Genomic DNA, 20,152 nt, shown 5'->3' on the forward strand with positions numbered 1-20,152 from the left:
CAGGCGGAACTAAAGCCGCAGCCCTCAGCCCCAGAGGGGGAAGGAGCAACACCATGAACGCTACCAACAAGCCCATCAATCAAAAGGCCTGGTGGCTCGTGCTGCCGGTGCTGATCTGCGTGGCCTTTTCGGCCATCGTGCCGCTGATGACGGTGGTCAACTACTCGGTGCAGGACATCATTTCGCCCGAGCGGCGCGTGTTCGTCGGCACCGAATGGTTCGCCTCGGTGATGCGCGACGACGAGCTGCACCAGGCGCTGTGGCGCCAACTGGGCTTCTCGCTCTCGGTGTTGCTGGTCGAGATTCCGCTGGGCATCTGCCTTGCCTTGTCGATGCCGGCCAAGGGCTGGAAGTCTTCCGCGGTACTGGTGGTGGTGGCGCTGTCGCTGCTCATTCCGTGGAACGTGGTCGGCACCATCTGGCAGATCTACGGCCGTGCCGACATCGGCCTCCTGGGCCACGCGCTGCAGAAACTGGGCGTCGACTACAACTACACCGGCAGCGCGGCGGACGCCTGGCTCACGGTGCTTGTGATGGACGTGTGGCACTGGACGCCGCTGGTGGCGCTCTTGTGCTTTGCCGGCCTGCGTTCGATTCCCGACGCCTACTACCAGGCGGCGCGCATCGACGGCGCCAGCAAGTTCGCGGTGTTCCGCTACATCCAGCTGCCCAAGATGCGCGGCGTGCTCATGATTGCGGTGCTGCTGCGCTTCATGGACAGCTTCATGATCTACACCGAGCCCTTCGTGCTGACGGGCGGCGGGCCTGGCAATGCCACCACCTTCCTGAGCCAGTACCTCACGCAGAAGGCCGTGGGCCAGTTCGACCTGGGGCCAGCGGCAGCTTTCTCGCTGATCTACTTCCTCATCATTCTCTTGTTCTGCTTCGTGCTCTACAACTGGATGCAGCGGGTCGGCACGCAAGAAGTGGAGAAAGAGCAATGAATCCGTCGCCGAGCCGCCTCAAGGCGGATGCTCCCCCTCGGGGGGACGGCGCACAGCGCCAAGGGGGTCAACATGTCTGAAAAGCGGTTCCACAAGCGCAGCATCTTCCTGGCGCTGTACATCCTGTTCGCGCTGTTGCCCATCTATTGGATGGTCAACATGAGCTTCAAGACGAACGAGGAGATCGTCTCGAGCTTCTCGTTCTTCCCCCACGAGCTCACCTGGGCCAACTACGCGCGCATCTTCACCGACGAGTCGTGGTACTCGGGCTACATCAACAGCCTGATCTACGTGGCGATCAACACGGTGATCTCGCTCACCGTGGCTCTGCCGGCGGCCTATGCGTTCTCGCGCTATTCGTTCCTGGGCGACAAGCACGTGTTCTTCTGGCTCTTAACCAACCGGATGACGCCGCCCGCGGTGTTTTTGCTGCCGTTCTTCCAGCTGTACAGCACCGTGGGCCTGATGGACACGCATCTGGGCGTGGCGCTGGCACACCTTTTGTTCAACGTGCCGCTGGCGGTGTGGATTCTCGAAGGCTTCATGAGCGGCATTCCGCGCGAGATCGACGAGACGGCGTACATCGACGGCTATTCGTTCCCGCGCTTCTTCGTGCGGATTTTCCTGCCGCTCATCAAGGCCGGCGTGGGCGTGGCGGCGTTCTTCTGCTTCATGTTCAGCTGGGTCGAGCTGCTGCTGGCCCGTACGCTGACCAGCGTGAACGCGAAGCCCATCGTGGCGACCATGACGCGCACGGTGAGCGCCTCGGGCATGGATTGGGCCACGCTGGCCGCGGCGGGCGTGCTCACCATCGTGCCGGGCGCGATCGTGATCTGGTTCGTGCGGCACTACATCGCAAAAGGCTTTGCGATGGGGCGGGTGTAGGTATTGGCTCCCTCTCCTTCCGGGAGAGGGCAGGGGTGAGGGCAAGCGGCGTTTCCATCGAGCGCCGATGCCCCCATCCCAACCTTCCCCCGGGAGGGGAAGGGGCAAGAAAAGAAAAGGAGTTGAGAAATGTTCGATTGGATGGTCTGGACCACCCCCGTGGCGGTTTTCTTCACCTGCATCGCGCTCATGCTGGTCGGCATGACGGTGTGGGAGTTCAAGTCGCCCACCACGATGCGGCGCGGCTGGCTGCCCATTGCCACGACGCGCGGCGATCGGCTTTTCATCGGGCTGCTTTCGGCGGCCTATTTCAACCTGGTCTTCATCGGCCTGGCCGGCAAGTTCCAGGAATGGCTGGGCCTGCAGGCCGAGCCCTCGATCTGGATCAGCTTCGTGCTGTCGATGTTTCTCCTGGCGCTGGTAATGCGCAAGGGCTAGCGCCACAAAGATTCGTTTTCAGACGCGACCGGCTCTCTGCCTCCCCGGAGCCGCGATCGAAAGAACCGGGGAAGCTTTCAACCGAGGAGACAGACTCATGAAGATGCGCTATACGGCATTGGCACTGGCAGCGGCGATGTTCGCCGCGCAGAGCGCTTCGGCAGGCGAAGCCGAAGCCAAGAAGTGGATCGACAGCGAATTCCAGCCGTCGACCCTGACCAAGGATCAGCAAACCGCAGAGTTGAAGTGGTTCATCGATGCCGCCAAGAAGCTCCAGGCGAAGGGCGTCAAGGAGATTTCGGTGGTGTCGGAAACCATCACCACGCACGAGTACGAGTCCAAGACGCTGGCCAAGGCCTTCGAGGAAATCACCGGCATCAAGGTCAAGCACGACCTGATCCAGGAAGGCGACGTGGTCGAGAAGCTGCAGACCTCGATGCAGTCGGGCAAGTCGATCTACGACGGCTGGATCTCCGACTCCGACCTGATCGGTACGCACTACCGCTACGGCAAGATCATGAACCTGACCGACTACATGGCCGGGACGGGCAAGGAATGGACCAATCCGGGTCTGGACATCAAGGACTTCATCGGCACCAGCTTCACGACGGGGCCGGACAAGAAGCTCTACCAGTTGCCCGACCAGCAGTTCGCCAATCTCTACTGGTTCCGCGCCGACCTGTTCGACCGCAAGGACCTGAAGGACAAATTCAAGGCCAAGTACGGCTATGACCTGGGCGTGCCGCTCAACTGGAGCGCCTACGAGGACATCGCGGAGTTCTTCAGCGTCGACGTGAAGACCATCGACGGCAAGCCGATCTACGGCCACATGGACTACGGCAAGAAAGACCCGTCGCTCGGCTGGCGCTTCACCGATGCCTGGCTCTCGATGGCAGGCACTGCGGACATCGGAATTCCAAACGGCATGCCGGTGGACGAATGGGGCATCCGCGTGGGCGACGACAAGTGCACTCCGGTGGGCGCCTCGGTCTCGCGCGGCGGCGCCACCAATTCGCCGGCCGCGGTCTATGCGCTCACCAAGTACATCGACTGGATGAAGAAGTACGCGCCCAAGGAAGCCACGGGCATGACCTTCGGCGAAGCTGGTCCGGTGCCGGCCCAGGGCCAGATCGCGCAACAGATCTTCTGGTACACGGCCTTCACGGCCGACATGACCAAGCCGGGCCTGCCGGTGGTCAATGCCGACGGCACGCCCAAGTGGCGCATGGCCCCGGGCCCGAACGGCCCGTACTGGAAGCAGGGCATGCAGAACGGCTACCAGGACGTGGGTTCGTGGACCTTCTTCAGTGCCCACGACGCCAACAAGACCGCCGCAGCCTGGCTCTACGCCCAGTTCGTCACGGCCAAGAGCGTGTCGCTCAAGAAGACCATCGTCGGTCTCACGCCGATCCGCGAGTCGGATATCCAGAGCAAGGCCATGACCGACCTGGCGCCCAAGCTCGGCGGCCTGGTCGAGTTCTACCGCAGCCCGGCCCGCGTGGCATGGACGCCTACCGGTACCAACGTGCCCGACTATCCGAAGCTCGCGCAGCTCTGGTGGAAGAACGTGGCCGAGGCCGTGACGGGCGAGAAGACCCCGCAGAAGGCGATGGACAACCTGGCCGACGAGATGGACAACGTGATGGCCCGCCTCGAGCGCGCTGGCATGGCCCATTGCGCGCCCAAGCTCAACGCCAAGGGCGATCCCAACAAGTGGCTGAGCGACAAGAACGCGCCGTGGAAGAAGCTGGCCAACGAAAAGCCCAAGGGCGAGACCATCGAGTACAGCAAGATGCTGGCGGCCTGGAAGGAAGGCAAGGTGCGCTGACCGCCTGCGTTTCTTGCAGAACAGCCGATGAGGGCCGCGCCGAAGGGTGCGGCCTTTTTTTTCGTCCCCATCCGTGGGGTCGGCGCGACGGCATGACCAATGGCAGATGCGCCAGTGCGACGCTTGGCTTACATTCGACGGCCCCCGCTCAGCCCCAGCAAGTGACCTCAAGCATTTCCATCCCCGCCGCGCGCCCCAAACGTGTCCTGGTGATTCACTATTCGCAGACCGGCCAGCTCGGCAGTGTTGCCGACCAGATCGTTGCGCCGCTCCGGGCCGATCCGCAGATCTCGGTGCACGTCGAAACGCTGCGCCCGCAGGCGGATTTTCCGTTTCCCTGGCCGTTCCTGACCTTCTTCGACGCTTTTCCGGAATCGGCCCACCTGAAGCCGGCTCCGCTCGCGCCCCTCTCACTCACCGGTGACGAAGACTTCGATCTCGTCATCCTGCCGTACCAGATCTGGTTCCTGGCGCCGTCGCAGCCGATTACCGCCTTTCTCAAGCATCCGCTGGCAAGCCGCCTGCTCCGGGGCAAGCCCGTCGTCACGGTCATCGCCTGCCGCAACATGTGGCTGCTGGCGCACGAGAAGCTCAAGGGACTGCTCGATGCCGTGGGCGCGCGCCTGGTCGACAACGTGGTGCTGACCGACCCCGGCCCGACGCTGGCCACTTTCTTCACCACGCCGGCCTGGCTCATCTGGGGTCGCAAGCGCGGGTTCTGGGGCATGCCCGACGCCGGCCTCAGCGCCGAACAGGTCCAGGGCGCGGGCCGCTTCGGCCGCGCGCTGCGCGAGGCGCTGCACAAGGACCTCGAGCGCGGATCGCAGCCGCTGCTCGCGGGCCTGGGTGCGGTGCGGGCCGATGCCCGGCTCCTGATCAGCGAAAAAGCCGGCACGCGAAGCTTTTTTCTTTGGGGAAAACTGATCATGGGAGCGGGGCGGCCCGGTGCATGGCAGCGCAAGCCGTTGCTGCTGCTCTACGTGGTCTTCCTCCTTGTGCTGATTGTCACGGTCGTGCCCGTGAGCTTGACGCTGCAGGCGCTGCTGCGGCCTTTGTTCAAGGGGTGGCTGACTAAAATGACGGCTCACTTCGAGCGCCCCTCGGGCTCGGCCACGGATCGTTCCCCCCTCTATGACGACTGATGTCTTTCTGACCCGCACTGCCGCCTTTCTGCCCTTTTCCCCGGTCAGCAATGAAGACATCGAAGACGTTCTCGGTCGGATCGGAGGCAAGGCGTCGCGCGCACGTCGGCTGATTCTTCGCAGCAACGGCATCCAGTCGCGTCATTACGCCATCGACCGGAGCACGGGGCAGCTCGCCATGAACAATGCGCAGCTGACCGCTTCGGCCATCCGGGCACTGGGCGACATCGGGCCAGTGGATTGCCTCGCCACCGGCACTTCGCTGCCGGACCAGCTCATGCCCAACCACGCGGTGATGGTGCATGGCGAGCTCGGCTGGCCGCGGCTCGAAGTGGTGGCTTGCGCGGGCATCTGTCTTGCGGGCACCACGGCGCTCAAGCATGCGTGGCTGTCGGTGCGCGCGGGCGATGCGCGCCGCGCGGTGGCCACCGGCTCCGAACTGGCCTCGGCCGTGATGCGCGGCTCCCGGTTCGAGGCCGAACTCGAACACAAGCTCGAAGCGCTGGAGGAGCGTCCCGAACTCGCCTTTGAAAAGGACTTCCTGCGCTGGATGCTGTCCGACGGCGCGGGCGCCGTGCTGCTCGAGCGCGAGCCCCGCGGCCCGCTGTCGCTGCGCGTGGAATGGATCGACCTGTCGTCCGCCGCGCACGAGCTGCCGGTGTGCATGTATGCGGGCGCCGACAAGAATGCCGAAGGTGGGCTGGACGGCTGGGCGCGCACCGCGCCGGAGGACTGGCAGCGAGAGTCGACTTTCGCCGTCAAGCAGGACGTGCGCCTGCTCAACGAGAACATCGTGCGCGCCACGCTGGGCGAGCCGCTGGCGGCCATCGTCGAGAAGCGCGGCTTGAAGGCGTCCGACGTCGACTGGTTCCTGCCGCACCTGTCGTCCAGCTATTTCGTCGAGCCCGTAAGTCGCTGCCTCGAATCGATGGGCTTCGCGATTCCGCGCGAACGCTGGTTCAGCAACCTCGCGAGCAAGGGCAATACCGGATCGGCGTCGCCCTACATCATGCTCGACGAGTTGTTCCGTTCGGGCCGCATCGAACCCGGCCACAAGCTGCTGATGTTCGTGCCCGAAAGCGGCCGCTTCTCGAGCGGCTTCATCTATATGGAAGCAGTCTAGCCATGGATCTTGACGCCGTTCCCCAAGAAGGCAACGCCACCCTCGATGGCCACGCCAAGCTCATGTACGCGCGCGACGCGCAAGGCCGGGTCGTGACCACCCGGTCGCGCGGCTGGGAGGCGGAAGAAATCGTCACCAGCCATGCGGTCGACGTGCTCATCGTGCAGGCGCAGGCGGCCAAGGAGCGCGTGGCCCAGGGGCTCGCGTCGCCGCTCGAATACTGGATGTACGAACGCCGCATGGACGTGGCGCTGCTCTCGCAGACCAGCGGCTTCTGGCAATGGCGCGTGCGGCGTCACCTGCAGCCCAAGCACTTCGCAGCGCTGTCGCAAAAGCACATGGCGCGCTATTCGGAGGCGCTGGGCCTGCCCGTTTCCACCTTGCAAGGCCTGCCGTCGTGAACTTCGAACACCAGCAAGCGGCGCATTGCGAAAGCGGCGTCATCTCGAACCTGATGCGCCACCACGGGGTGCCCATGACAGAGAGCATGGCGCTCGGTCTGTCGTCGGCGCTGTCGTTCGCGTACCTGCCGTTCATCAAGCTGTCGGGCCTGCCGCTCATCTCGTACCGCATGCCGCCCAAGGCCATCATCAAAGGCTTGCTGGCGCCCATGGCCGCGCGCTTCCGCTTCGAGACCTTCCGCAGCCCAGAGGCCGGTGCCCAGCGTCTCGACGCGCTGCTGGCGGGCGGGCAGATTGTGGGGCTGCAGACCTCGGTCTACTGGCTGCCTTACTTTCCGCCCAACATGCGCTTTCACTTCAATGCGCACAACCTGCTGGTCTACGGCAAGGACGGCGACGACTACCTGATCAGCGATCCGGTGTTCGAAGAGCCGGTGCGCTGCGCCAGCGCCGACCTTTCGCGTGCGCGCTTCGCCAAGGGCGTGCTCGCGCCCAAGGGCCTCATGTACTACCCGCAGTCGATCGAGCGCAAGACGGTCGACGCGGCATCGGTGACAAAGGCCATCCGCAAGACCGTGCGAAACATGCTCGCGCCCGTTCCCATCGTCGGCGTGCGTGGCATGCGCACGCTGGCCAAGCGCATGCAGAAGCTGTCGCCGGCCGATCCACGCAGCGTCGATTTCATCGGCCACGTGGTGCGCATGCAGGAAGAAATCGGCACGGGTGGGGCGGGTTTCCGTTTCATCTATGCGGGCTTCCTGCAGGAGGCGGCGCAGTTGCTCGACAAACCGCAGCTGCAGCAGATGTCCGAACGGCTCATCGCCATCGGCGACGGCTGGCGCGCCTTTGCACTCAAGGCAGCGCGCATGGTGAAGGGGCGCGAGCCGGTCGATCCGGCGGCGCTGGCCGAGCGTCTGCGTGAGCAGGCGCAGCAGGAGGAAACGTTCTTTCGCGACCTGAAGGCTGCTGTTGCTTGAGATGACGCCTTGTTCTTCTGTTCGTTATGCCGTCTTTGATGGGCGCTGTTCAGGGCGCTGCTGTTCAGGGCGCGTGCACAGGCCACCGGGTACTCCCCTCCGCGAATGTCCCCCGGCTTCGCCTCCTCCTTTATTTCGCTGCGGGGAGCACCCGGCGCCCTGCGCCCACTGGGCGCTGCTGTGGTGCTGGCTGATCAACGACCGCTCTGAACAACGATCCCGTCGATGGGGTGCCTTGGGCAGCGAAATAAAGGAGGAGGCCGCAGGCCGGGGGACATTCGCGGAGAAAGGTACCCCGTCGGCGGGAGCGCGCCCCGAACAACAGCGCCCCGAACGAGCGATACGCCGATGCTCGAACTGAAGAACCTCAGCTACCACTATTCGCATGCCGAGCGGCCGGCGCTCGAAGAGGTTTCGCTCGCGGTACCCAGAGGCTGCGTGATGGGTTTGCTCGGCCCCAACGGCGCGGGCAAGACCACATTGATCTCGCACCTCTCGGGCGCGCTGGCCGTGCAGTCGGGCGAAATCCTCATCGACGGCCAACCGCTCCAGCACGTGCGCGCGAAAGCGCCCACACGCATTGCAGTCGCGCCGCAGGACCAAGCCTTCTATCCGATGCTCACGGTCGCCGAAAACCTTGCGTGCTTCGCCGCGGCAGGCGGCCTCACCGGTGCGCACAAGAAGGCGCGTATCGAAGCCTGCACTCGCTTTTCGCAGCTCGAGCAGTTTGCGAACGTGCGTGCCGAGCGCCTCTCGGGCGGGCTGAAACGCCGGCTCAACCTCGCCATCGCCCTTTTGCCCGAACCCGAGCTGATGCTGTTCGACGAGCCGACGGTGGGCGTCGATCCGCAATCGCGCGCCTTCATTCTGGACGCCATCAAGAGCCTCGCGCAACAGGGCGCCGCCGTGATCTACGCCTCGCATTACATGGAAGAGATCGAAGCCATCGCCGACCGAGTCGCCATCCTCGACCATGGCCGCGTGCTGCGCGAAGGTTCGCTCGAAGAATTGTTGTCGAAGAGCGCGATGCTGCTCACGCTGGCGGCCGACGGGCTGGACGAACAGAAGCTCTCGCGCTTCGGCGCCGTGGAGCCGGGTGGCGTGCATTGGCGCGTTCACCTCAACGAAGGCACTGGCCCCGGCCCCGTGCTGCAGGCCCTGGAAGCCGAAGGCATCGAGGTGCGCCACGCCGAGTTCGGCCGCCACGACCTCGAGCAGCTTTTCATGGCGCTCACCCATCGCTCCTTGCGCGACTGAACGCCATGCTGCTTGCGCTCATCAAGAAAGAACTGCTCGCACTCGCGCGCGACATGCACGGGCTCGCGGCACTGTTTTTCATGCCGATGGCCTTCATTGTGTTGATGTCGCTCACGCTCAAAGACATCTACCGGCCGCCGCTGGCCGAGCTTGGTTACGCGGTGGACGTGCGCGACACCGGGACGCCCGCGCAATGGCTGCAGCAGATCTGGCAGCGCAGCCATGGCGCACCCAAAGCGCTCGATGCCGACTGGCGGGCGCAGCTGCGCAGCGGCGCGCTCAAGTACGTCATCGTGCTGGAACCCGGTCTTTCGGCAGAACTGGAGTCGGCCGCGCTCTCGACCAAGGCCCACATCCGTCTGCTGACGGAGCCGGGCATCGACGCCAACCTGTTCAACGCCCTGCGCGCCGAACTGGTCGGCGCATCCGGCGAACTGAAGGCGCGCCTCGCGCTGGCGGTGCCCGGCACGTCCGGCCCACCGCCGGGCGCTTCGATCCAGGCGCTGGTAAATGCCGAGCGCTATTCCACTGCCGGGCCGCGGCCCACTTCGGTGCAGCAGAACGTGCCGGCGTGGCTGGTGTTCGGCATGTTCTTCGTGGTGGCCTCGCTCTCCAGCCTGTTCGTGCAGGAGCGCAGCTCGGGCGCGCTGGGCCGTCTGCGCAGCCTGGGCGTGTCGCGCTTCATGCTGCTGATGTCGAAAGCGCTGCCTTATCTTGGGGTCAACGCACTGCAGGCCGTGCTGATGCTGGCGGCCGGCATCTGGCTCATGCCGCTGATCGGCGGCGATGCGCTTTCGCTCGCAGGCATCCATTGGGACGCGCTGGTGCTGGCGCTGGCGGCGGTGAGCCTGGCCGCGGTCAGCCTGTCGCTGGCCCTGGCATGCCTGGTGCGCAGCCATGCGCAGGCCGCAACCATCGGGCCGATGGTCAACGTGCTGATGGCGGCCGCCGGCGGCATCATGGTGCCGAAGTTCGTCATGCCGGGCTTCATGCAACGGCTGGTCGAAATCTCCCCGATGAACTGGGGGCTGGAAGCGCTGCTCACCGTGCTGTTGCGCGGCGGCGGCGTGGCCGACACTTTGCCGCAGGTCGGCCGGCTCGTGGTGTTCGCGGCAGCCATGTTCCTGCTTGCCGTCATTCTGTTTCGCAGGCCCGCATCGTGACCGACTCCGTATCCGCTGAATTCATTGCCAGCCTGAAGGCCATGGTGCTCGAGGCCGTCGAAAAAGACGCACCACCGGGTGGCCTTGGCGATGACGAACCGTTGTTCGGGCCCGAGGCCCGGCTCGACCTCGACTCGCTCGACGCCCTGCAGGTGTCGATGACGATCCAGCAGCGCTTTGGCCTGCGCATGCCCGACAGCAAAGAGACGCGGCGCGCGCTCACGTCCATTGCCCACCTGGCCGACCACCTGGTGCAAGCGGGCAGGGCATGAGCGTTGAGGGCGTGTATCTCGCCGGCACGGGCCTGGCCTGTGCGCTGGGCAATGATCTTGCGTCGTCCATGGCGTCCGTTGCGCGCGGCGGTGTAAGTCCCACGCCGGTTGCAATCTCGCAAGGCGTGCAATGGCCCGTGTTCATGCTGCCGCCGCAAGACGGCAGCTGGACCGAACGGCTGGAGCACACCGTGCGCAGCGTGGCTGCACAAGCAGGCGAGGGCGCAGGCGGACGCTCCGGCCCGCTGTTCGTTGCATCGTCCTCGCTGGACATCGGCGACATGGAGCACGAGGCGCAAGACCTCCGCCTGGGCGGCGACCTGCAGGACTTTGCCGGCCTCGTGGCCCGCGCGCTCGACTGGCAGGGGCCGGTTTTCACCATCTCGACAGCCTGCACCTCGGCGCTCAATGCGGTGCTGGCGGCCTGCGACTTCATTCGATGCGGGGAGGCCGATGAGGCGCTGGTCATCGGGGCCGAACTCGGCAATCGCTTCACCGTGGCCGGCTTCGGCGCCATGCAACTGCTGTCGCCCGATGCCGCGCGGCCTTTTGGCGCTGGCCGCAACGGACTGGTGCTCGGCGAAGCCGTGGCTGCATTGCGCCTCGGCTCGCGCGCGGCGCGCTGGCGCATTGGGGGCGGATCCGACGTGGTCGACGGGCGCAATCCCTCGGGCACCGAAGCCAGCGCAGTGGTTGCCATGTGCCGCGGGGCCCTGTCGCAGAGCGGGCTGAGTCCGCAAGATATCGACCTGATCAAGGTGCAGGCCGCGGGCAGCCCGGTCAACGATGCGATCGAGGTGCAGGCGTTGAAGCAGGTCTTCGACACGCTGCCGCCGCTGGTGTCGCTCAAGTCGCTGCTTGGCCATACGTTGGGCGCATCGGGTGCTGCCGAACTTGCATTGCTCGTTGCCTGCATCGAAGCCGGGGCATGGCCGTCGACCGGCTATGCGATCGACGGCGAACTCGGCATCGCATTGAGTTTGCAGGCGCCCGCCAAGCTGCGCAACATCCTGTTCAACGTGGTCGGGTTCGGTGGTGGGCACGCCTCGCTGGTGCTGGAGGACTGCACCGCATGAGCGAGTGGCGCACCGTCGCGCACTTCAGCGCCGATCCGCTGCCCGCGGATTGGCGCGACCGGCTGGCGCACCGGCTCGGCCGTCGGCCGCGGCGCGTCGGCCTCTGGACCGAACTCGCGATGTACGGCGCGCGCTGCTGCCTCGATGCGGCGGGCGAGGATGCGCTGCCCACGGGCGCCCGCCTGCGCGTGTCGAGCATGCGCGGTGCCTGGGGTGTGACGCATGCGGGCCTGGCGCAGCTCGACGCGGGCGCGCTCATGCCGTTCACCTTCATGCAGGGCCAGCCTGCACTGATGCTGGCGGAGGTCGGCCGCTGTCTCGAATGGCAGGGCGACGCGAGCTTTGCCTTGTGCCGCGACCCGCAGCAGCTGCTGCGGCTTTCGCGAACCGGCGCGCGGAGCGACGGCCTGCTGCTGGGCGTGGTGGAAGAGGAGCGCAATGGCGAAAAGCCGCGCTCCGAATGGTGGCGTCTGGTGCCGGCCTGAAGCACCGTTGCCTCGCCCGCGCTGTGCAGGATCAGGCTGTTGCTGCGATTGATCGCGCCAGGTTGGCGCGAGCGCGTACCTCGAGCAGCGCATGCATGCGGGGCGTAGCGTAGATCGCCTCCCGCGTCAGGAAGCGCTGCAGGATGGCGCGGCGGCGCGGCAAGCGCACCTCGGCGGACACAAAGGCGTATTCGGCGTGCACCTGCCGTTCATATTCGTCGAAGCGCTCCCGCTCCGCACCGAGAATCGACAGGTCGATGTCGATCAGCAATTTGGCATCGCGGCCTTCAGGGACGGCATCGTGCCGCGTGGCCATCACCAGGGCGTGCACACGGTCGGCCGCCTCGGCCTGCGCGCCGGCGGCGAGCATCGCGCTGCGCGCCCATTCGGCACTGCGTGCCTCGTTGTCTTCGTGCGCATGCACGTCGTAGATGGCGTCGTGAAACCAGAGCGCGAGCGCCACCTCGCCCGGGCGCTCGGCCAGCGCTTGCTCGCGCTCGAACCACCTCAGGCATTCGCCCAGGTGCTGCAAGGTGTGATAGTGGCGCTGCGGCTCGCTGTAGCTGCGCTGGAGCTCGATGCAAAGGGCCTCGTCGGCGGGCGCCACACCCAGCGCGCCCCACGCGGCGTTCCAGTTGGCCAGCAGCGCCTCGGGTGTCATTGGTCTATTGCTCCATGGCGGCTTTGACCTCCTGGCCCAGGTCGAGCACCGACATCGCGTAGTAGCTGCTCCAGTTGTAGCGCGTGATCACGTAGAAGTTGCGCGTGCCCGCCACATAAGTCGGCGGCGCGTCGGCGCCGTTCTGCAGTTCGATGAGCGCGAGCAAGCCTTTGTGCCGGAGACCCTCGCCTTCAGGCACCGCGCCAGCTGCCACGAAGCTGTCGGCGCTGAAGCTCGGCAGGATGTCGGGAGCCAGAAGCACCGCCTTCTTGAGTCGGGCTTCTTCGAAATGCACGGGATAGATGGAGGGCATGCCGGGTGTCCAGCCAAAGGCCTTGAAGTAATTGGCGACCGAGCCAATCACGTCGGCGGGGTTGTCGACCAGGTCGATGCGGCTGTCACCGTCGAAATCGACCGCGTACTTGGCGATGCTGCTCGGCATGAACTGGGGCATGCCCATCGCGCCTGCGTAGCTGCCCACGGGCCGCAGGGGATCGTCGGAGGTGCGGCTTTCGGTGCTGAGAAAACTCTCCAGCTCGCCGCGAAAGAAAGTCTCGCGCTCGGCCGCGCGCGGGTGGGCCTGCGGAAAGTCGAACGCCAGCGTGGCCAGCGCATCGATCACCCGGAAGTTGCCCATGTTGCGGCCGTAGATGGTCTCGACACCCACAATGCCCACGATGATTTCCGGCGGCACGCCGTACACCTCTTCAGCCCGTGCGAGCGTCTCGGCATTGGCTCGCCAGAAGCGCACGCCGGCGGCGATGCGCGTCGCGTCGATGAAGCGGCTGCGGTAGGCCTGCCAGTTCTTTACAGTGCCGACAGGGCCGGGCAGCATCAGGCGCGGCACGTTCGGCAGGAAGCGGGCGCTGCCGATCGTCGCGCGCACCCATTCGCGGTCGAGGCCGCGTCGTTCGGCCACGTCGTCGGCAAAGCGCATGGCGTCGTCGCGCGTGGCGTAGGGCGCGCTGCCGGCCACGGTTTTTACCGAGCGGCCGTTGGCGGGTTTCTGGGCTTGCGCACCCAGGGACCACGCGCAGCAAGCGGCGAGCAGGACGACGGCAGCGGCGCGCGGCGGCGCAGGTAGAAAAAATCGCATGGGCGCGATTGTGCCGTCCGCCCGCGTCCGGCTTCGCGGAACACATGCGGTTTCAGCGCTTGGGGTTCGGCGCGGGCCAGTTCAGCCGGCGGAACTCGCTGCGCAGGGCCGCCAGTGAATTGGGCGAGACCTCGGCGTAGCGCTGGGCTTCGAGCTTCAGCAGCCAGTCGCGCACCGCCTGGGCTGCGGGCCCGAAGCGTGCTTCGGCCTGCGCGGCCATCTGGCGCGGCGGCGCCGTCTCGGACACCTTGAGGCCTGCCTTGGCGAGGCGCGCGCGCGCCTGGGCCAGCAGGCGCAGCCATGGGTCATGCTGGCTGCGTTCCCACAAGGCCCATCCCGCGCCGGCCAGGCTCGCGCCCACCAGCAGATAGAGCAGCACATAGGCCAGGTCTTCGAGGCTTGGCGCTTCGAAGCCGATACGCTTCAGCAGGTTGAGCTGGCGGCTCTGGGTGTAGTTGAGTACCCACTGGTTCCAGCCGTTGTTCACGGCTTCCCACGCGGCGCGTACGTTTTGCGCCAGCGTCGGGCTCATCGCGCCGATGGCGCCTGCGAACAGGCCCGGCTGGGGCACGAGCCGCTGCTGCTGGCCGACGCGTCCTGGCGACACCGCGCCGGTGGGATCGACGCGCATCCAGCCCACGCCTTCCTGCCAGACTTCGGCCCAGGCGTGCGCATCGCTCTGGCGCAGCACCCAGAAGTTGTCGACGCCGTTGAGTTCGCCGCCCTGGTAGCCGGTCACGATGCGTGCCGGAATGCCCAGCCCGCGCATCAGCACCACGAAGGCCGAGGCGATGTGCTCGCAGAAGCCTTCCTTGCGGTCGAACCAGAACTCGTCAGCGGTGTTATCGCCGTAGAAACCCGGCTCCAGCGTGTAGGTGTAGCCGCCGGTGCGCAGCCGCTGCAGCGCCGCATGAACGAAGGCCTGCGTGTCGGCGTTGGCGAGGGCGGGCTGGGCGCGCATTTCGGCGGCCAGCGCGGCGGTGCGCGGATTCGTGCCGGGCGGCAGAGCCAGGTACGGACGCAGCGCGGCCGTCTGCCGTGTCGGGCCGCTCGCGAACTGCGTATGGCTTTCGGCGCGGTAGCGCACCAGGTCGGAGATGGGGCGGTTCGCGAGCCATTGCAGGTCCGGCGTGCCCAGCACTTCGAAGCCGGGTACTTCGGGCGGGCTTTGCGCCGCATCGAGCGTGAGCAGCCAGGGCCGGTGGCTGGGCTCGAGCGTGATCTCGTAGCGCACCGACTGGCCGCTGGTGCGCAGGTTGCCCGAAGCCGGTGCGCCGCGCGACCAACTCGGCAGCGCCGTCCACTCGCGCCCGTCGAACTGCGCGAGCACCGGGCCGCGGAAATAAAGCTGGCTCTGCGGCGGCACGCGATCGTTCTCGAACTTGATGCGTGCTGCAATGCCATCGTCCAGCGCCAGCTGGGCAATGGTGCCCACGCGCATGGTGTTCGACAGGCCCGTGCGGCCCGCCATGGCATCGGCGGGCGTGCCCCACAGCGGCGCAAAGCGCGGGAACAGCAGGAACAACGCCAGCATGATCGGCGCACCCAGCAAAGCCATCCAGCTGGCGGTGCGCGCGGCCAGCATCAGCGGCGGCTTGCCTACCGGCATGTGCGCATTGACGAGTGCGGTGAGCAGGCCCATCAGCGCGAGCAGCATGGTGACCGCGGTCATCAGCGACTGCGAATAGAAGAAGTTCGTGAGCATCGCGAAGAAGCCCAGGAAGAACAGGACGAAGGCGTCCCTGCGCGCGCGCAGCTCCAGCGTCTTGAGGGCCAGCAGGATCACGACCAGCGTGACGCCCGCGTCGCGGCCCAGCAGCGTGCGGTGCGTGGCGAAGGTGGCGGCCAATGTCAACACCAGCAGGCCCACGCGCGCCCACTTGCCCGGCAGCGGACGGGCTTCGATGGCCAGGGTGCCGCGATACACCAGGACCATCGCTGTGATGGCGCTGCACCACCACGGCAGGTTCTCGGCCTGCGGAAGCACGATGAGCGCGATGACGATCAGCAGGAACAGGGTGTCCCTGGCGTCCCTTGGCAGCGCCGAGATTTCGCGCATGAACTTGTTCATGCGCGCAGCTCCTGGTGGAAAGGGCGGGCGTTCAACATAGGGCCAACGCTTCCAGGCAGGCTCTGCGGTGCGCCTCGCCCTGCGACGGCTGCAGCACCCGACCGGCCACGCGAACGCCGTAGTCCACGCCCAGCCGGTCGGCCATCAGCACCCAGGCGCAGAGCCTTGAAAGGCGTGCTTCGGTATCGGCGACGTTGGCTGCCTGCGCATCGAGCCACAGCTCTTCGCGTTGCGTTTGTTGCGTGTCACGGCTCACCAGGTCTTCCGACCCGGTGGCTTGCGCACGAGCCGCCTTTTTCCAGACCACGAGCTTGAGCGGATCGCCGCGCCGGTAGGCCCGCAAGCCGTCGTATTCCCCCGCGGCCTGGGCGCGCAGGGCGGCCGACGTGGCCGCCGGTCCTGACAGGGGTTCGCCGGGCGGCAGCGGTGGCGGATGCACCTCGGGCGTCGGATAGACCAGCATCTGCGCAGCGGGGCGCCACACGGTCCAGACGCGGAACGTTCCGAGCGGAAATCGGGTTTCAGCGGTGAGCGCAGGCACCGGATGGAGGCCGCGCCTCTCCGGCTGGAACGCGATCTCGACCGTGGCGCTGCCTTGGGCCGGTACGTCGGTCCAGGCCCACTGGCCGCTGCCGCGCACCGCCATGCCGATGCCGTAGCGCACGCTGCGACGCGTGTTGTGCAGCACCACGCGAAAAACGGCGGCGGCGCCCGCGTAATGCGGCTCGGGCGGCGTCAGGTGCATGGCCAGGCCGCGCAGCGTGGCGTGGCACACATGCATGCCCACGGCCACGCTGCCCGCAAGCAGGAAGGTCAGCAGGTAGCCGAGGTTGAGCTGGTAGTTGATCGACGCGATCAAGAGCACCAGCAGCGTGGCGCCCAGCAGCCAGCCGGCGCGCGTGGGCACGATGTAGACGTTGCGCTGCGTGAGTTCCAGCGTGTCCGAAGGCGGCCGGCGCGACAAAAACCAGCCGTCGATGCGCGAGCGTAGCGACGCGATCATCGGTGGCAAAGCGGCTGGTTCACGGGCCGGTTCATCGTCAAGGCAGCGGCACGTCCGCGATCATCGCGCGCACCTGCTCCACAGCGCCCCGGCCCGCGTCGCCCACCGGAGTGAGGCGGTGCGCGATGGTCTGCGGCAATATCGACTGCACGTCGTCGGGCGCGACATAGTTGCGGTTGGCCAGCAGCGCCTGCGCCTTGGCTGCGCGCAGGACGGCAATGCCGGCGCGCGGCGAGAGGCCCTGCAGAAACCACCGACCGGAACGCGTGGCGGCGATCAGGTCCTGCACGTAGTTCAGCAGCGGCTCGGCGGCATGCACCTGCTGCACGCGCTGCTGCAGCGCCGTCAGTTCGCCTGCGGTCAGCATGGCGGGCAGGGTGGCCAGCATTTCGCGGCGGTCGGCGCCCGCGAGCAGCTCGCGCTCCGCGGCGCGGTCGGGATAGCCGAGCGAAATGCGCATGAGGAACCGGTCGAGCTGCGACTCCGGCAGGGCAAAGGTGCCGAGCTGGTCCTGCGGGTTCTGCGTGGCAATCACGAAGAAGGGCGTGGGCAGCGGCCGCGTTTCGCCCTCGATGGTGACCTGCTTCTCCTCCATCGCCTCGAGCAGCGCGCTTTGCGTCTTGGGGCTGGCGCGGTTGATCTCGTCCGCCAGCAGCACCTGGGCGAAGATCGGGCCGGGGTGGAACACGAAGGCCTGCTGGCCGCGGTCGTAGATGGCCACGCCCGACAGGTCGCCGGGCATCAGGTCGGCCGTGAACTGCACGCGTGAGAACTGCAAGCCGAAGGTGTGCGAAAGCGCATGGGCGAGGGTGGTCTTGCCGACTCCCGGCACATCCTCGATCAGGAGGTGCCCGCCCGCCAGCAGGCATGCCACGCAGTCGCGCACCTGAGGCTCCTTGCCTACGATCACCGTGTTAAGCTGACTTAGCAAAGTGGCAAGCTTCGCAGCGACGTCCATATTTGTATCCATATGCAAACGATACCGTAAGACCGACCGGCCCCATGCTGTGTGAGGTCTAGATACGACAGAGACACGGCAAAGACATGGGCAAGACCGGGTACTTCACACATCGCGACTGCTGGAAGCACGACATGGGACGGGGCCACCCCGAATGTCCCGAGCGGCTCGATGCCATCGAAGACAGGCTGCTGCTCACCGGGGTGGGCGATGCCCTCGAACACCGGGACGTGCCGCTGGCCACACTGTCGCAGATCACGCGGGCGCACAGCGAGGCGCACCTCGAACACCTCGAAGAGCTTCACCAGCGCCTGGTCGCCGACGAACCGGCCGGCGGCCCTACCCATGCGCAGCTCGACCCCGACACCATCCTGACGCGCTTCACGCTGCTGGCCGCGCGCCGTGCCGCCGGCGCTGCCATTGCCGCCACCGATGCGGTCATGGCCGGTGAGATAGAGAACGCGTTCTGCTCGGTGCGCCCGCCCGGGCACCATGCCTGCCGCGAGCAGGCCATGGGCTTCTGCTTTCTGAACAACGTGGCCATTGCGGCGCGGCATGCGCTCGAAGTGCATGGCCTGGAGCGCGTGGCCATCGTCGATTTCGACGTACACCACGGCAACGGCACCGAAAACATCCTTTCGGACGATCCACGCGCGCTGATGGTCGGCTTTTTCCAGCATCCGTTCTATCCGTACAGTGGCACCCAGTACCCGGCGTCGAACATGCTGAACCTGCCAATCCCGGCCTACACCCGGGGCATGGACGTGCGCGAGCTGATCGAGGCCGTCTGGATGCCCCGGCTCGAAGAGTTTGCGCCGGAGATGATCTTCGTGAGCGCCGGTTTCGACGCCCATCGAGAGGACGACCTGGGCCAACTCGGCCTCACCGAGAACGACTTTGCCTGGATCACCAGCCGCATCCGGGACGTTGCCAGGCGCCATGCGCGTGGCCGTATCGTGTCGATGCTCGAGGGTGGCTACAACCTCGATGCGCTGGCCCGCAGCGTGGAAGCCCATATCCGCGTCCTTGCCGACCTGTAGCACCGCAGGCGCAAATACGGCGTCATGACGGCGCCATGTTTTTCCAAGAGATGAATTTCAACGATTTCACACAACGCCTGGGCCAGGTCGACGCGCGCGGCCTGGGCATCGAATTGGCGGCGCTGGTGGCCTGCGTGGCCCTGGCGTGGGTGGCAAGCCGCTGGTTCGGGCGCGACCAGCCCAAGGATTCGATCTGGTTCGGCGAGCGCACCTTCGACGGCGTGCTGTTTCCGCTGCTGGCACTGGTTTTCACCGAGCTCGCCCGCCGCGCGGTGAACGGCTTTCAGCCGGTGCTGGTACTGCGCATCGCGGTGTCGGTTTTCCTGTCGCTCTTGGTCATCCGTCTGTTCGCGCGCGTGATGCGGGCAGTGTTTCCCACCTCGAACCTGGTGCGGCTGCTGGAGCGCACGATCTCGTGGCTGGCCTGGATTGCCGCCATTCTCTGGATCGTCGGGCTGCTGCCGCCGGTGCTGGCCGAACTCGACAACATCACCTTGTCGTTCGGCAAGACGCGCGTCAGCTTGCAAACCATCGTCCAGGGCGCGCTGTCGGCCGGGCTGGTGCTGGTGATCGCACTGTGGATTGCCGCCACCATCGAGAAGCGCATCCTGTTCGAGGCCGTGACCGATCTTTCGATGCGCAAGGTCGCCTCGAATGCGGTGCGCGCCATCTTGCTGCTGGTCGGGCTGCTGTTTGCGTTGTCGGCGGTGGGGGTCGACCTCACGGCGCTCTCGGTGCTGGGCGGCGCGCTTGGCGTGGGCCTGGGTTTCGGCTTGCAGAAGCTGGCGGCCAACTACGTGAGCGGCTTCGTCATCCTGCTCGAACGCTCCATCCGCATTGGTGACAACGTCAAGGTCGACACCTTCGAGGGACGCATCACCGACATCAAGACGCGCTACACGCTCATCCGCGCGGGCAACGGCCGCGAAGCCATCGTGCCGAACGAATCGCTCATCACCAGCCGGGTCGAGAACCTCTCGATGGCGGACCGCAAGTTCAACATCACGACCAGCGTCGTGGTGGGTTACGACAGCGACGTGGCGGAGGTTCAGTCCATCCTGTGCGGGGCGGCGAAATCGCAGCCGCGAGTCATGACCGACCCAGAGCCGGTGACGTTTCTCGCCAGCTTTGCACCCGACGGACTCGAGTTCGTTCTGAACTTCTGGGTCGCAGATCCCGACAAGGGCAAGGACAACGTGCGCTCGGCCATCAATATCGCCATTCTCGAAGGCCTGCGCAGCGCGGGCGTGGACATTCCATACCCCCAGCGCGTGCTGCGCGTGGAATCTCTGCCGCCGGGCGTTTCCGGTCCGCGCGATGCTGCCGTATAAT

Annotated in this window: 20 protein-coding genes; 15 read left to right on the forward strand and 5 right to left on the reverse strand. The window is 66.2% G+C overall.

Translation table 11 applies throughout. The annotated features are described in order from the left end of the window. The first annotated feature begins 53 nt into the window (after positions 1 to 53). From BLR24_RS13485 to BLR24_RS13550, 13 genes are all read left to right on the forward strand, one after another. Positions 54 to 944: a carbohydrate ABC transporter permease gene (locus tag BLR24_RS13485; RefSeq protein WP_093017607.1), complete on the forward strand. Its 891-nt coding sequence runs from the start codon at positions 54 to 56 to the stop codon at positions 942 to 944. A gap of 72 nt (positions 945 to 1,016) precedes the next feature. Beyond that, positions 1,017 to 1,829: a carbohydrate ABC transporter permease gene (locus tag BLR24_RS13490; protein WP_093018229.1), complete on the forward strand. Its 813-nt coding sequence runs from the start codon at positions 1,017 to 1,019 to the stop codon at positions 1,827 to 1,829. A 129-nt stretch (positions 1,830 to 1,958) separates the two neighbouring features. Next, positions 1,959 to 2,267, forward strand: coding sequence for a DUF2160 domain-containing protein (locus BLR24_RS13500; RefSeq protein WP_055805411.1), 309 nt, complete (start codon positions 1,959 to 1,961; stop codon positions 2,265 to 2,267). A gap of 97 nt (positions 2,268 to 2,364) precedes the next feature. Beyond that, a complete protein-coding gene (locus tag BLR24_RS13505; RefSeq protein WP_093017611.1) occupies positions 2,365 to 4,095 on the forward strand; it encodes an ABC transporter substrate-binding protein in 1,731 nt (576 codons plus the stop codon). A 161-nt stretch (positions 4,096 to 4,256) separates the two neighbouring features. Further along, a complete protein-coding gene (locus BLR24_RS13510) occupies positions 4,257 to 5,237 on the forward strand; it encodes a hypothetical protein (protein ID WP_093017613.1) in 981 nt (326 codons plus the stop codon). Then, positions 5,227 to 6,360: a beta-ketoacyl-ACP synthase III gene (locus tag BLR24_RS13515; RefSeq protein WP_093017615.1), complete on the forward strand. Its 1,134-nt coding sequence runs from the start codon at positions 5,227 to 5,229 to the stop codon at positions 6,358 to 6,360. The genes BLR24_RS13510 and BLR24_RS13515 overlap by 11 nt, the downstream gene beginning before the upstream one ends. A gap of 2 nt (positions 6,361 to 6,362) precedes the next feature. Beyond that, positions 6,363 to 6,761, forward strand: a complete 399-nt coding sequence (locus tag BLR24_RS13520) for a DarG family dialkylresorcinol biosynthesis protein (protein ID WP_093017617.1) — start codon at positions 6,363 to 6,365, stop codon at positions 6,759 to 6,761. Then, on the forward strand, positions 6,758 to 7,738 hold the full coding sequence (locus BLR24_RS13525; protein ID WP_093017619.1) for a BtrH-related acyltransferase DarH: 981 nt from the start codon (positions 6,758 to 6,760) through the stop codon (positions 7,736 to 7,738). The genes BLR24_RS13520 and BLR24_RS13525 overlap by 4 nt, the downstream gene beginning before the upstream one ends. 348 nt (positions 7,739 to 8,086) lie before the next feature. Beyond that, complete coding sequence (locus BLR24_RS13530) at positions 8,087 to 8,995, forward strand: ABC transporter ATP-binding protein (protein ID WP_093017621.1); 909 nt, start codon at positions 8,087 to 8,089, stop codon at positions 8,993 to 8,995. A 5-nt stretch (positions 8,996 to 9,000) separates the two neighbouring features. Further along, on the forward strand, positions 9,001 to 10,158 hold the full coding sequence (locus BLR24_RS13535; RefSeq protein ID WP_093017623.1) for an ABC transporter permease: 1,158 nt from the start codon (positions 9,001 to 9,003) through the stop codon (positions 10,156 to 10,158). Beyond that, the gene (locus tag BLR24_RS13540; protein ID WP_254787275.1) at positions 10,155 to 10,430 is read left to right on the forward strand and encodes an acyl carrier protein; all 276 of its coding nucleotides are present in this window, start codon (positions 10,155 to 10,157) and stop codon (positions 10,428 to 10,430) included. The genes BLR24_RS13535 and BLR24_RS13540 overlap by 4 nt, the downstream gene beginning before the upstream one ends. Then, positions 10,427 to 11,506, forward strand: coding sequence for a beta-ketoacyl synthase N-terminal-like domain-containing protein (locus tag BLR24_RS13545; protein ID WP_093017625.1), 1,080 nt, complete (start codon positions 10,427 to 10,429; stop codon positions 11,504 to 11,506). The genes BLR24_RS13540 and BLR24_RS13545 overlap by 4 nt, the downstream gene beginning before the upstream one ends. Continuing rightward, a complete protein-coding gene (locus BLR24_RS13550; protein WP_093017627.1) occupies positions 11,503 to 11,991 on the forward strand; it encodes a hypothetical protein in 489 nt (162 codons plus the stop codon). Before BLR24_RS13545 ends, BLR24_RS13550 begins: the two co-directional genes overlap by 4 nt. Before the next feature lie 31 nt (positions 11,992 to 12,022). On the opposite strand, the gene BLR24_RS13555 is transcribed toward BLR24_RS13550, so the two are convergent. Genes BLR24_RS13555 through BLR24_RS13575 form a run of 5 tightly spaced genes read right to left on the reverse strand, consistent with a single transcriptional unit; the run spans position 12,023 to position 17,780 of the window. Beyond that, positions 12,023 to 12,652 carry an HD domain-containing protein gene (locus BLR24_RS13555; protein ID WP_093017629.1) on the reverse strand — a complete coding sequence of 210 codons (630 nt, stop codon included), beginning with the start codon at positions 12,650 to 12,652 and terminating at the stop codon, positions 12,023 to 12,025. A 4-nt stretch (positions 12,653 to 12,656) separates the two neighbouring features. Next, entirely contained in the window at positions 12,657 to 13,748 is a 1,092-nt protein-coding gene (mltB, locus tag BLR24_RS13560; protein ID WP_093017631.1) for a lytic murein transglycosylase B, read from the reverse strand. Positions 13,749 to 13,800: 52 nt separating this feature from the next. Continuing rightward, positions 13,801 to 15,819 carry a transglutaminase TgpA family protein gene (locus BLR24_RS13565; RefSeq protein ID WP_093017633.1) on the reverse strand — a complete coding sequence of 673 codons (2,019 nt, stop codon included), beginning with the start codon at positions 15,817 to 15,819 and terminating at the stop codon, positions 13,801 to 13,803. 31 nt (positions 15,820 to 15,850) lie between these two features. Next, the gene (locus tag BLR24_RS13570) at positions 15,851 to 16,822 is read right to left on the reverse strand and encodes a DUF58 domain-containing protein (protein WP_093017635.1); all 972 of its coding nucleotides are present in this window, start codon (positions 16,820 to 16,822) and stop codon (positions 15,851 to 15,853) included. Positions 16,823 to 16,859: 37 nt separating this feature from the next. Next, complete coding sequence (locus BLR24_RS13575) at positions 16,860 to 17,780, reverse strand: AAA family ATPase (protein ID WP_093017637.1); 921 nt, start codon at positions 17,778 to 17,780, stop codon at positions 16,860 to 16,862. A gap of 86 nt (positions 17,781 to 17,866) precedes the next feature. Between BLR24_RS13575 and BLR24_RS13580 the strand changes: the two genes are divergently transcribed. Both BLR24_RS13580 and BLR24_RS13585 read left to right on the forward strand, forming a co-directional pair. Further along, the gene (locus BLR24_RS13580) at positions 17,867 to 18,820 is read left to right on the forward strand and encodes a histone deacetylase family protein (protein ID WP_093017638.1); all 954 of its coding nucleotides are present in this window, start codon (positions 17,867 to 17,869) and stop codon (positions 18,818 to 18,820) included. A 50-nt stretch (positions 18,821 to 18,870) separates the two neighbouring features. Then, entirely contained in the window at positions 18,871 to 20,151 is a 1,281-nt protein-coding gene (locus BLR24_RS13585) for a mechanosensitive ion channel family protein (protein ID WP_093017639.1), read from the forward strand. Position 20,152: the final 1 nt, after the last annotated feature.

This window comes from Variovorax sp. OV700 (assembly GCF_900099805.1).
Lineage (GTDB): Bacteria > Pseudomonadota > Gammaproteobacteria > Burkholderiales > Burkholderiaceae_C > Variovorax.